At 67.3% G+C, this 12,568-nt stretch carries 9 protein-coding genes; 8 read left to right on the top strand and 1 reads right to left on the bottom strand.

What is annotated here, in order from left to right; translation table 11 throughout:
- The first annotated feature begins 59 nt into the window (after positions 1–59).
- From I6E04_RS00075 to pcp, 3 genes are all read left to right on the top strand, one after another.
- Positions 60–785: a DUF969 domain-containing protein gene (locus I6E04_RS00075; RefSeq protein WP_235421018.1), complete on the top strand. Its 726-nt coding sequence runs from the start codon at positions 60–62 to the stop codon at positions 783–785.
- 5 nt (positions 786–790) lie between these two features.
- Positions 791–1,744, top strand: a complete 954-nt coding sequence (locus I6E04_RS00080; protein WP_235421019.1) for a DUF979 domain-containing protein — start codon at positions 791–793, stop codon at positions 1,742–1,744.
- Positions 1,745–1,890: 146 nt separating this feature from the next.
- Complete coding sequence (gene pcp / locus I6E04_RS00085; protein WP_235421020.1) at positions 1,891–2,541, top strand: pyroglutamyl-peptidase I; 651 nt, start codon at positions 1,891–1,893, stop codon at positions 2,539–2,541.
- Positions 2,542–2,658: 117 nt separating this feature from the next.
- Here the strand turns inward: pcp and gltX are convergent, their stop codons facing one another.
- Entirely contained in the window at positions 2,659–4,140 is a 1,482-nt protein-coding gene (gene gltX, locus I6E04_RS00090) for a glutamate--tRNA ligase (RefSeq protein ID WP_235421021.1), read from the bottom strand.
- 169 nt (positions 4,141–4,309) lie between these two features.
- Here gltX and I6E04_RS00095 point away from each other — a divergent pair, with 169 nt between their 5' ends.
- The 5 genes from I6E04_RS00095 (at position 4,310) to def (ending at position 12,567) form a co-directional block, all read left to right on the top strand.
- Positions 4,310–5,086, top strand: a complete 777-nt coding sequence (locus I6E04_RS00095; protein WP_235421022.1) for a hypothetical protein — start codon at positions 4,310–4,312, stop codon at positions 5,084–5,086.
- Positions 5,083–7,653 (top strand): YhgE/Pip family protein, encoded by a 2,571-nt coding sequence (locus I6E04_RS00100; RefSeq protein ID WP_235421023.1) that lies wholly within the window; start codon positions 5,083–5,085, stop codon positions 7,651–7,653. Before I6E04_RS00095 ends, I6E04_RS00100 begins: the two co-directional genes overlap by 4 nt.
- A gap of 496 nt (positions 7,654–8,149) precedes the next feature.
- On the top strand, positions 8,150–9,427 hold the full coding sequence (metK, locus tag I6E04_RS00105) for a methionine adenosyltransferase (RefSeq protein WP_235421024.1): 1,278 nt from the start codon (positions 8,150–8,152) through the stop codon (positions 9,425–9,427).
- Between the two features lie 87 nt (positions 9,428–9,514).
- Positions 9,515–11,905, top strand: coding sequence for a replication restart helicase PriA (gene priA, locus I6E04_RS00110; protein ID WP_235421025.1), 2,391 nt, complete (start codon positions 9,515–9,517; stop codon positions 11,903–11,905).
- Positions 11,906–12,030: 125 nt separating this feature from the next.
- Positions 12,031–12,567 carry a peptide deformylase gene (def, locus tag I6E04_RS00115; RefSeq protein WP_235421026.1) on the top strand — a complete coding sequence of 179 codons (537 nt, stop codon included), beginning with the start codon at positions 12,031–12,033 and terminating at the stop codon, positions 12,565–12,567.
- Position 12,568 lies beyond the last annotated feature (1 nt).

A 12,568-nucleotide genomic window follows, 5' to 3' on the forward strand; every position in this document is an offset into this window, starting at 1 on the left:
CCGCACGGATCGGCGCCCCGCGCACGCTCGGGGCACATGTCAGGAAAGAAGGCGATCGAATGGAGCTTATCAAGCTCATCGGCATCGTCATCGTCGTGATCGGGTTCGCGCTCAAGCTCGACTCGATCCTGGTCATCATGATCGCGGCGGTGGCGACGGCACTCGTGAGCGGGCTCGACCCCGTGGTGTTCCTCCAGACCCTCGGCGACAGCTTCGTGTCCAACCGCAGCATGCTCATCTTCATCATCGTGATGGTGGTGACGGGCACCCTCGAGCGCAACGGCCTCAAGCAGGCCGCCGCCGCGCTCATGCGGAAGGTCAAGAGCGCGAGCGCCGGTGTGGTGATCGGCATCTACGGTATCTTCCGCCTGGTCTTCGCCGCCTTCAACGTGAGCTTCGGCGGCGTCGCGGGATTCGTGCGGCCCATCGTCATGCCGATGGCGGTCGCCGCCGGCGAGAACCGCGCGGGCAAGGTCACCGATAGGTACCTCGAGCACATGAAGGGTATGGCCTCCGGCATGGAGAACGTCGCGTGGTTCTTCGGCCAGATGCTGTTCGTGGGTACCTCCGGCGCGCTGCTCGTGCAGGGCACGCTGCGCGATCTGGGCTATGAGACCGAGCTCATCGACCTCATGACGGTCCAGATACCCATCGCCGTCATCGCGACCGCGGTGACCATCGGGTTCTATCTGCTGCTCGACCGTGCCTACGCCAAGCAGTCCGCGCAGGCAGAGGGCCCCGGCGTGTCGGCCGAGTCCATCGCCGACGATGCGAAGGGGGAGTGAGCCGCATGAATCCCATCGACTACCTCATGAGCGGCGACGTCACGCTCTCCGATAAGCTGCTCGAGATCTTCTACGTGGTCAACGGCATCGTCGCGCTGTATACGGGCTGGAAGAACCTGAACGACGCGGGCAACGAGCACCGTGTCGGCTCGGCGGTGTTCTGGCTGCTGCTCGGCTTCCTGTTCATCGTCGGCCCCTGGATTCCCAGCGAGATCACCGGTGCGCTCGTGATCGTGATGGTCATTCCGGCTATCCTCAAGCGCGTCGCCCCCGGTTCGGGTAAGGACCCCGACGAGGGCGAGATGGTGGGCAACTATCGCAGCATCGGCATGAAGATCTTCGTGCCGGCGCTGTGCATCGGCGTGTTCGCGCTGGCGTTCGCCCTGTTCACACCCATCAGCTCGCTCGTGGGTATCGGCGTGGGCGTGCTGGCGGCGGCGTTCATCCTGCGCGCGTACTCCAAGAAGAACACCCCGACGGTCTTTTTGAACGACGCTCGCCGCATGCTCGATGCCGTGGGGCCGCTCTCGTTGCTGCCGATCCTGCTCGCCGGCCTGGGCGCGGTGTTCACCGCGGCGGGCGTGGGCGAGGTCATCTCCGGGCTCGTGTCGTCGGTCATCCCCGAGGGTAACCTCGTGGTCGGTATCGTCGTCTACGCGGTCGGCATGGCGGTGTTCACCATGGTCATGGGCAACGCCTTCGCGGCCATCACCGTCATGACCGTGGGCGTGGGCGCGCCGTTCGTGCTCGCACTCGGCGCCGATCCGGTCGTCGTCGGCAGCGTCGCTCTCACCTGCGGCTATTGCGGAACGCTGTGCACGCCCATGGCGGCGAACTTCAACATGGTGCCGGTGGCGATCCTCGATATGAAGGACAGGAACGGCGTCATCAAAAAACAGATCCCCATCGCGCTCGTGATGCTCGCGGTGCAGATCGTCTACATGATCGTCATGGCGTAACCGCGCCCGCCACCATCGCAGGGCGCGCGTCGGCCCCGCTGGAGCGCATGCGTGCAGCGGGGCCGATTTGTATGGCAAGGCGATGGCGGGGGCTCTCCGTGGGTACACATCCGTCAGGTGAGGCGGATCTCGTGAAAGGACAGACGATGAAGATCTTGGTTACCGGTTTCCAGCCGTTCGGCGGCGAGAGCATGAACCCTGCGCTCGAGGCGGTGCGCCGTCTTCCCGATACCATCGCCGGCGCGCAGGTGGTCACCGCCGAGCTGCCCGTGGTGTTCGGTCGCGACGGCGAGGTGCTGCGCGAGGCTGTTGCCGAGCACAAGCCAGACGTCTGCCTGTGCATCGGGCAGGCGGGTGGACGCACGCACATCACGCCGGAGTTCGTGGGTATCAACTACGCGCACGCTCGCATCCCCGACAACGACGGCAACCAGCCGCTCGCACAGCCGATCGTCGAGGGCGGTCCGGACGCGTACTTCACATTGCTGCCGGTCCATGCGATGGTCGATAAGATGCGCGCCGCGGGCGTTCCCGCCGTCGTGTCGTACACCGCGGGAACCTATTGCTGCAACGAGATGCTCTACACGGTGCTGCATCTGTGCGCGACCGACTACCCCGAGATGCGCGGCGGCTTCATCCACGTCCCGTATGCCACCGAGCAGGCCGCTCGCCTGGGCGACGGCACGCCCTCGATGCCGATTGACACCATGGTCGAGGGCCTGACGCTTGCGATCGAGGCCTGCGTGGAGGTCGAGCACGGCGACATCGTCGGCACCACCGGCGGCACCGAGCAGTAGCTTCCCGCTTCGCGCGACCGGGGCCGTCTATCGTACCGATGAAACGACGAAGCCCGCCTTCGAATCCTCGAAGGCGGGCTTCTGCATGTCGCATGTCGAAAAACCCCTGGGGTTATTTTACATGGCGAGGTCGCGGGCGCGGTCGATGCGCGCCAGGCAGTCGTCGCGGCCGATAAGCTGCATCGTCTCGCCGAGCGGGGGGCTCACCATGTTGCCGCACTCCGCCACGCGGATCGCCTGGAACACGATGCGCTTCTTGAGCTCGAGCGCATCGGGAAGCGGCTCCAAGGCGGCGTCGATGTTGGCTGCCGTCCAGTCGTCGGCGGCCAGCGTGCCGAGCGCCACGCGCGCGGCGTCGAGCACGGTGCCCATGCCCTCCTTGGCAAGGCCCTTGGCGACGGACTTCTCGTCATAGGCGAGCGTCTTGGCGGAGGCGAAGATCGGCGCGGCGACCTGGGCGGCATCGGCCGGCATCTTGGTGCGGGGGCGCACGATGGAGGCGAGCAGGCTCCACCAGGCGTCGGTGTGCGAACCGCGCACGACCTCCTTGCCGGCGGCGGCGAGCTGCGGGATCACGATCTGCTCGACGAACGTATCGTCGTCCATCGCGTTGATGTACTCGGCGTTCATCCAGTCGAGCTTGGCGGGGTCGAAGGTCGCGGGATTCTTGGAGATGCGGTCGAGCGAGAAGCGGCTCGCGAGCACGTCGCGCGGGATGATCGTGGTCTCGCCGTCGAGCGACCAACCGAGCAGCGACAGGTAGTTCACGAATGCGTCGGACAGGTAGCCGGCATCGCGGTACTCCTCGACGCTCGTGGCGCCGTGGCGCTTGGAGAGCTTCTTGCCGTCGGCGCCCAAGATCATGGAGATATGCGCGAAGGTGGGGACGGGCGCGCCCAGCGCCTCGTAGACCATGACCTGGCGCGGCGTGTTGGACAGGTGGTCGTCGCCGCGGATGACATGCGTGATACCCATGGCGGCGTCGTCGACCACGGTGGCGAAGTTGTAGGTGGGGGTGCCGTCGGAGCGGAAGATCACGAAGTCGTCGAGCTCCTTGGCATCGAAGACCACGCGGCCGTGCACCGCGTCGTCGATCACCACGTCGCCGCGATCCTCGGGAACCTTGATGCGGATCGTGTAGGGCTCGCCGGCCTCCATGCGGGCACGCGCCTCGTCGGCGGGGATGTTGCGGCAGCGGCGCTGGTAGCCCTGGAAGGGATCCTTGCGGGCGCGCGCCTCCTCGCGGTCGGCCTCGAGTTGGGCGGGTGTGCAGAAGCACGGATAGGCACGGCCCTCGGCGAGCAGGCGCTCGGCGGCCTCGCGGTACATATCCAGGCGCTCGGTCTGCGCATAGGGGCCGTATGCGCCGCCGACCTCGGGACCCTCGTCCCAATCGAGGCCGAGCCAGCGCATGGCGCGCAGGATGACCTGGGTGTTCTCCGCGGTGGAGCGGGTGGGGTCGGTATCGTCGATGCGCAGGATGAACGTGCCGTGGTTGGCGCGGGCGAACGCCCAGTTGTAGATGGCGGTGCGGGCGCCGCCGATGTGAAGCTTGCCGGTGGGCGAGGGCGCGAAACGCACGCGGACGTCAGAGGTCATGAAATGCTCCTCATGGGTTCGGTTCGTATGGATCGATCGCATTATACCAGTGTGCCGTGAGCGCACGATCCGTACGGCGCGACTTAGCCATTGATGCACATTTGCCGTTCGCGACGCGGAATTGGGTATATGGTGTTGAGCACACCGATTTCCATCCTTGGGAGGTTCCGTGCTTCCAAACGATATGTTCCATACCGACGAGCCTTCGCCGATCGTGGTCGCGCGTGACGCATCCTACGGGGCGGCGGGTTATCGCTCCTTCGAGTTCGCCTCCTTCGAGGTGTGTCCGGGCGATGTCGTGGCACTCGTCTCGGTCGATACCGCCGCATCGCGCGATGCGGTACTTGCCTGCGCGGGGCTCGTCCATCCGACGTCAGGCTCGCTTGCGGTCGACGGTGTCGAGCTCGCGCGCCGCGCTCGGCGGTCGCTGCGGGCCCCCTCGCTGCCGCGCGGATTCGCGGGCGTGGGCGTCTTCACCGGTCTGTTCGACGTCGATGTCGCGCTGACCGTCGAACAGGCGGTCGCGCGGGAATGCGCCTATCGCGGCGATCGCTCGACGGATGTGCTCGACTATCTTTCGGCGTTCGGGCTGGCGACCCATGCCGACCGAACGCTCGCCGTGCTCGATCCGGCGGCGCGCGCGCGTCTTTCGGCGGCGCTTGCGTGTGCGGGCGGCGTCCGGCTCGCTACGTTCGACCTGAACGACCCCTTCCTCGACGGCGCGTCGCTCGCCGATATCCGTGAGACCATGGGGCTGCTGCGCGCATATTGCGCCGAACGCGGGGCCTGTGCGGTCGTGGCGACGGGCGAGACCGATGCGTGCGACGCGTTCACGCGGGTCTATCCCCTCGATATCGACGCGGCCGAACGGCTGCGACGGTCGCGTGCGCCGCGTCCGGCGCATCTGAAGATGGCAAGCACGGATGAGGGGGAGGTCGACGCATGAACCGGATAGCATTTTCGATCCGCACGCTGGTCGCCTCGATCAGCGGCTCGCGCTCGTCGCGTCGGCTGCTGCTCGCGCTCTTCGTGCCCGCGGTGCTCGCCGTCGTCCTGATCGCCGGCCTCGCCCCGGCGCTCGAGGGTTCGGAGCGCATCCCCGTCGCGGTGGTGAACCTCGACGAGGGTGCCGCCGGCAGCAACGGCGGCACGGTGCGCGAAGGCGAGCGCCTGGTCGACGAGCTGACGGATACCGATACGCTGACGTGGGACGTCGTCGACGAGCAGACGGCCGACGCCGGCCTTGAGGACGGCACCTACGCGCTCGTGCTCAAGGTGCCCGCCGACTACTCCGAGAAGGTCATGAGCCTGGAGGGCGACGACCCGCAGAAGGCGACCGTCGAGCTCGTCTCGACCGGGAGCGAGAACGTGCTGGCGACGACCGCGGGTAGCGCCGTCTTGCGCCAGGCGCAGGCCCGGCTGCGCGCCTCGCTGGGGGAGGATTACCTCATCTCGGTCCTATCCGACGTACAGGGAAAGGCGACCACGCTCACCTTGACCAGCGATGGCGCCGTGATGCTCGACGAGGGCTACGACGCCCTCACACAGGGGTCGGATGCGATCGCCGAGGGGCTGGAGCAGACGGCGTCCGGTGCCGACCAGCTCGGCAGCGGTCTTGGACAGATAGCGGATGGCGTCGAGGCGACAGGTGCCGGTACCGCGGCGCTCGGCGCGGGCCTCACCCAGATCCAGCAGCAGGCGCTGACGCCGCTCGGCGAGGGTGCCGAGACGCTCGGCGAAGGGCTCGATGCCGTCGCCGACCAGCTGGTCGGCATGGGAGACGGCGTGGGCGCCATGGGCGAGCAGTTGACCGCGCTCGCCGAACAGCTGGCGCTCGACGACGAGGACCTTGCCGCCCTGGGGAGCCTGGGTGTGTCGATGGCGGAGCCGGCCGAGTCGCTTGCCGGCGCCTTGCAGACGATGTCCGACGCTTCCGCTGATGCGCTTGCCGCCGCGCAGGCGGTGGGATCGTCGGTCGAGGGCTCGCGCGATTCGATCGATGCCGTGCAGACGGGTGCCGACGAGCTCGCGACCTCGCTTTCGAGCGACGACGCGGCCGCTCCCGGGCTCGCCCAAAGCGCTGCCGGCGTCGCGCAGACGGCCGCGACGTGGGCCGATCCCGCCATGCAGCAGCAGCTCGCGCAGGCCTACGCGGCGGGCGAGGAGGCGACTGCCGAGCAGCTCCAGCTCATCGAGTCGTTCACGAGCGATATGACCCGGCTTGCCGACGGTACGGCGGCGCTGTCCGAGCAGGCGTCCTCGGCCGCCGAGAGCGCTCGCGGGCTCAGCGAGGCTGCGGGGAGCGCTTCCGACCAGCTCGCCGCGTCCGATGATGCCCGCGGGCAGCTGCAGGATGCCGTCGATACGTATGAGCACGCGTCGGAGCAGGCGACTTCGGCGGCCGACGATCTGTCCGATCTTGCCGTGCAGGCGGTGGAGCCCGCATCCGATGCGGTCATGGGCATCTACGCCGCACAGGCCGCGCTCGAGCAGATGGGTCCGGCGCTCCAGGCGAGCGGGCAGGGCGTGAGCCTGCTCGCGTCGCAGCTTTCCGCGGACGGCGCCATCGGGCAGGGCGTCTCCGGCATCGCCACGGGCATCGGTGCGCTCGATGCCGCCATGTCACCGGTCGCGAGCGGGGCGGACCAGCTCGCCGCGGTGAACACCACCCTTGCCGCGGCGCTCGACGGGGTCGCATCCGGCACATCCGGTCTCGGCTCGGGACTCGGTGCCATGGCGCAGGCGACAACACAGCTCGGCGAGGGCGCTCAGCAGCTCAAAGAGGCCTCCTCGCAGATCAACGAGGCGACCGCCGATGCGGCTGAGGAGCTATCCGACCTTGCCGACCAGCGCGAGGACCGCGCCGAAGTCGCCGCGAGTCCCGTCTCCATCACCTCGACGCGCATCCACGAGACGTCTTCGGCCGCGGCCGTGGCCGCCGCGTTCGCCGCCGCGACGTTGTGGGTCGGGGCATGCCTGACCGGTTGCTCGCTACCGGCGTGCGACATGCGCGCGGTGGCGGCGGGGTCGGGGGCGCGCAGTGCGGTCGCCAAGCTCGCCACCTACCTGGTCGTGGGAGTCATCCAGGCGATCATCGTCGCGGTCGTGTCGGTCGCGGTCGGCGTATCGCCGTCCGAGCCCATCGCGTTCGCCGGGATGCTGTTGGCGACCGGCGCGTCGTTTGCCCTGCTCGCCTGCGCGTTGCGCCTGATATGCGGCCGTTGGCTCGCGTGGGTGTTCGCCGCGCTGCTCGTCGTGCAGCTGCTCTGCGCCGGCGCGGTGCTTCCCGTGCCGTTGTCCGGCGGCATCTTCGCCGCGTTGGGTGACGTGTTGCCCATTCCCGTCGTCTCGCAGGCGCTTCGTTCGCTCATCGCGGGTACGGGCCGTGGCGTGGACGTGGCATGGATGCTGCTAGCCGCGCTCTCCATCGTGGCGATCGTCGTCGCCGTCGCGCGCACCGTGGCACGCCGCACCGTGCACCCTGAGCGTGCGTTCTCGTCGGACGTTTCCTAGCGCGCGGCTCGTCCCATCACGGATTCGATAACCGAGGATGCAATATCTTATATTGCATTCTCGGCCTGCGCATATGTCGGCTCCGTCGCCGGAATCAGGTTTTGGGTTTACGGTTCGGTTTTACGGGGGTTGTCCGAGTAGACAAGCGTTTCTCTTCATGAAACCTGCAGGTAGCGAAGGTGTCCGTAGGTGGCATACTCGAAGTGTGCCGTCAAAACCGAACCGTGAACACGTTTCGGTTTTTCCTTCCACATTCGGTACGCGTCATACAGGGGATGGATGGGATTCATCCCCATCTGCACCCCAAAGTTGAGCCACATGGGTTGGAGCGAACACGTCCCCAACCAACCCATCTGCACCATGGGATCCTGTGCTGCTTTGGCAGAGGAGCGGTCGCGTGCGGCGGCGTGCGTCCCACGGGGTATACAATGTCGAAACGTTTGCGGTCCGACGGAATGGTAACGGTCGTCGGGCCATGGATCACGAAAGGGGCATCATGCCAGATCAGACTCGTTCCACGCGCGATACGCGCATCTATGTGTTCACGTCCGAATCGGTCACCGAGGGCCATCCCGATAAGATCGCCGACCAGATCTCGGATGCCGTCCTCGACGCTATCCTCGCCAAGGAGGCCAAGCTCGAGGCCCAGGGTTACACCGATCACAAGGGCGTTCCCGCCAAGCTCGAAAACGTCCGTTGCGCCTGCGAGACGCTCGTCACCACCGGTTCGGTGATCGTGTCCGGCGAGATCCGCTGCCAGGCCTACGTCGACGTCCAGAAGATCGCCCGTCGCGTCATCGAGCGCATCGGCTATACGCGCGCGAAGTTCGGCTTCGACTCCGAGACCTGCGGCGTCATCAACATGATCCACGAGCAGAGCCCCGATATCGCACAGGGTGTCGACGAGTCCTACGACGCGCAGCGCGGCGCGGTCGATCCGCTCGACCTGATCGGCGCGGGCGACCAGGGCATGATGTTCGGCTATGCGTCGAACGAGACCTCGACGCTCATGCCCATGCCCCATTACCTTGCGAGCCGCCTGGCCGAGCGCTTGGCCGAGGTGCGCCATGACGGGACCTTGCCCTACCTGCGGCCCGACGGCAAGACGCAGGTGACGGTGCGCTATGAGGACGATCGTCCCGTCGCCGTCGAGACCATCGTCATCTCCACGCAACATGCGCCCGAGGTCGAGTCCATGGAGCACATCTCCGCCGACCTCATCGAGCATGTCATCGCCCCGGTGATGGACGCCGAGGGCATCGCCTGGCGCGACGCGACCATCTACGTCAACCCGACCGGGCGCTTCGTCGTGGGCGGCCCGATGGGTGATACCGGCCTGACCGGCAGGAAGATCATCGTCGACACCTACGGCGGCATGGGCCGTCACGGTGGCGGCGCCTTCTCCGGCAAGGATTGCACCAAGGTCGACCGTTCCGCCGCCTATGCGGCGCGCTGGGTCGCCAAAAACGTGGTCGCCGCCGGTCTTGCCGATCGCTGCGAGGTGCAGTTCGCCTACGCCATCGGCGTGGCCCATCCGCTGTCGCTCATGGTCGACACGTTCGGTACCGAGCACGTGCCGGTCGAGCGGATCGAGCAGGCGATCGAGCAGGTCTTCGACCTGCGTCCCGGCGCGATCATCCGCGATCTGGACCTGCGTCGCCCCATCTTCGAGAAGACGGCCGCCTACGGGCATTTCGGCCGCGAGGACGAGGATTTCACCTGGGAGCGCACCGACCGTACCGACGAGCTGCGCGCCGCCTGCGGCATCGCGTAGCGCCGTCTGGAAAACGACCACGGCTGCTCGGGCGAGCGATCCGGTGCGGTCGAGCATCATATGAATTCAACCTGAGGGGGTGCCAGCGTGGCTGCCGAAACGTCTCCGCTCGATGACGCCGGTGTCGCCCTGGCACCCGCTTCGTTTGCCTCCGTCATCGTCGATATCCCCGCCCGCGCGCTGTCCGAGCCGTTCGCCTATGCCATCCCGTCGTCGCTTGCCGACGACATGGCGGTCGGCTGCACGGTGCTCGTCGCCTTCGGCCATCGGCCCGCGCTGGGATACGTGGTGGCGCTCGCGGATACGCTGGCCGCGCTGCCCGGCACCGAGAGCCTCGAGGCGTCCCGCGTCCGTCCGATCGATGCGGTGCTCGCGCCGCCGTCGTGTTCGGACCTGTTCGGGCCCATCTCGTTTTGGATGAGCCGCGAGTACGTGGCCCCGCTCGCCGAGTGTGTCCGTCTGTTCCTGCCACCCGGTGGAACGCCGCGGCTGCTCAAAGGTGAGGACGGCTCCTATCGGCTTGAGCGCGCCGCGACGCCCGAGGTCCACGAGCGCGTGGTGTCGCTCACGCCCGCGGCGGCCGATTTCGAGCCGTCGGCCCGGGCGACGCGGCAGCGGCAGCTCATCGAGGCGCTGTCGTACGGTCCGGTGACGACGCGCGAACTCAACCTGCTCTACACCGATATGTCGGCGGCTGTCCGCGCGCTCGAGCGCAAGGGTGTCGTCCGCGTCGATGAACGGCGTGCGTGGCGCGGGTGCGATGAGGACACGACGCTGTCCTCGGCCCGTGCCTCGGCTCCGCGACAGCTCACCGCGGGACAGCGTGCGGCGCTCGACGCCATCGGGCGCGCGCTCGACGATAACGCCGGTGACGTCATTCTCGTCGACGGCGTGACGGGCTCGGGCAAGACCGAGGTCTACCTCGCCGCCATCGAGCGCGTGCTGGCGCAGGGGAAGAGCGCGTGCGTGCTCGTTCCCGAGATCTCGCTCACCGCTCAGACGGTCGGTCGCTTCCGCAGCCGCTTCGGCGCCTCGGTCGCGGTGTTCCATTCGCGCCTTTCGGCAGGTGAGCGGCTCGACCAGTGGGATATGGTCCGTAGCGGTGCCGCGCGCGTCGTCGTGGGCGCGCGCTCGGCGCTGTTCTGCCCGCTGTCGAACCTCGGTCTCATCGTGATCGACGAGGAACACGAGCAGTCCTACAAGCAGGGGTCCAGTCCGCGCTACCACGCGCGCGAGGTCGCGGCGCAGATGACCCGGGTGGGTGGGTTCCCGCTCGTGCTTGGGACCGCCACGCCCTCGGCTGAATCGCTGTCGCGCTGCCGGGCGGGGGAGTACCTCGGCCAGCGATGGAGTCGCGTCGAGATGCCCGAGCGTCCCGGCCATGCGACGCTGCCCACGATCATCGTGGCGGATCTTAGGCGCGAGTTCTCGAGCGGGGCACGCTCCATATTCTCCCGCCCGTTGCACGATGCCCTCATGGAGGTCGTCGAGCGCCGCGAGAAAGCGGTCCTGCTGCACAACCGGCGCGGGTTCGCCCCCTTCCTCATGTGCCGCGAGTGCGGCTGCGTGCCCACCTGCAAACACTGCTCGACGGCGCTGACCTACCACGAGCGCACGCATACGCTCGAGTGCCATACCTGCGGTGCCGTCTACCATGTGCGGCCCTATCCGGCCCCCGGCAGCGCCTGTCCCAAATGCGGCAGCCGCTATCTGGCCAAGATGGGCATGGGCACGCAGCAGATCGAGGATGCGCTTCTCGCCATGCTGCCCGACGACGTCGCCGTCATCCGCATGGATGCCGACTCCACGCGCGGAAAGGACGCGCACAAGCGCCTGCTCGAGGAGTTCGACGCGGCGGATTGCGCCGTGCTGCTGGGCACGCAGATGATCGCGAAGGGCCTGGATTTCCCCGAGGTCACGCTCGTGGGCGTCGTGTTGGCCGACTACGCGCTCAAGATGCCCGATTTCCGAGCTCAGGAGCGCGCCTACGACTTGCTGGAGCAGGTCGCCGGACGTGCCGGCCGTGGCAAGGACCCGGGTCGCGTCATCATCCAGACCTACCTGCCCGACGACCCGGTGATCCGCGCGGTGGCGGCCCACGATCGTTCGATCTTCACCGAGCACGATGCCGTCCAGCGCCTCGATGCCTGCTATCCGCCGTATGTCCGCCTGACCAACGTGCTGGTGCGCGGTGCGCGCGCCGATCGCGTCCAGGCGTATATCGGTGCGCTCGCGCGCCGTGTGGGCGAGGGGCTCGACGCATCCTGCGCCGCGCTGCCCGAATCGGAGCGGCCGCAGATCCTTGGCCCCACCGCCTGCGTCATCGAGCGCGCCAAGGATCGGTTCCGGCACCACTTCATCATCAAGACGCCGCTCGGCTTCGACGTGTCCTCGATCGTGTCGAGGGCGCTTTCCGACATCGGTTCACAGCAGGGCATCAGCGTCAGCGTCGACGTCGACGCCTATGACCTCATGTGAGATCGCGTCGCGTCATGCGCGATGGGTGCGCTGGGCAGGCTCACCCCCACATCTCGCGCATGAAAGCATCCGTGGGCGGATACAATAGATGGGATTGAGCAACGAGAAGATTCGAAAGGATAACCATGGAACTCAACGGCATCGTGCTTTCGCCCGATCCGCGGCTGCGTCAGGAGTGCGCCGAGATCGAGGAGATCGACGGCCATATCGTCAAGCTCGCCGAGCGCATGAAGCGCCAGATGATCGAGAACGGCGGATGCGGCTTGGCGGCGCCGCAGGTCGGCGAGCTGATCCAGCTCGTCGTGATCGACACCGATTACACGAGCGAGAAGGATTACGATCCCTACGTGCTCATCAACCCGCGGATCGTGGAGACCTCCGACACCCTCGTCCCGTATAACGAGGGCTGCCTGTCCATCCCCGGCATCAACGTCGAGATCGAGCGTCCGGACCACGTGGTCGTCGAGGCGTACGACCTGAACGCCGACCTCATCCGCTACGAGGCGAGCGGCGATCTGATGTGCGTGTGCCTCCAGCACGAGATCGACCATCTCCACGGCATCACGATGTTCGAGCGCCTGGAGCCCTCCGCACGCATGCATGCCATGCGCGAGTACCAGCAGGCGCGTGCCCGCGGAGCGAAGCCCGGCGATACCGAGTAGT

It is taken from the genome of Collinsella tanakaei, from assembly GCF_021531055.1.
GTDB lineage: Bacteria > Actinomycetota > Coriobacteriia > Coriobacteriales > Coriobacteriaceae > Collinsella > Collinsella tanakaei_B.

Excerpts from the sequence above, each read along its gene's own strand:
- I6E04_RS00100 (WP_235421023.1), top strand. The coding sequence starts at position 5,083 with ATGAACCGGATAGCATTTTCGATCCGCACGCTGGTCGCCTCGATCAGC.
- gltX (WP_235421021.1), bottom strand. The coding sequence starts at position 4,140 with ATGACCTCTGACGTCCGCGTGCGTTTCGCGCCCTCGCCCACCGGCAAG.
- metK (WP_235421024.1), top strand. The coding sequence starts at position 8,150 with ATGCCAGATCAGACTCGTTCCACGCGCGATACGCGCATCTATGTGTTC.
- I6E04_RS00075 (WP_235421018.1), top strand. The coding sequence starts at position 60 with ATGGAGCTTATCAAGCTCATCGGCATCGTCATCGTCGTGATCGGGTTC.
- def (WP_235421026.1), top strand. The coding sequence starts at position 12,031 with ATGGAACTCAACGGCATCGTGCTTTCGCCCGATCCGCGGCTGCGTCAG.
- I6E04_RS00080 (WP_235421019.1), top strand. The coding sequence starts at position 791 with ATGAATCCCATCGACTACCTCATGAGCGGCGACGTCACGCTCTCCGAT.
- pcp (WP_235421020.1), top strand. The coding sequence starts at position 1,891 with ATGAAGATCTTGGTTACCGGTTTCCAGCCGTTCGGCGGCGAGAGCATG.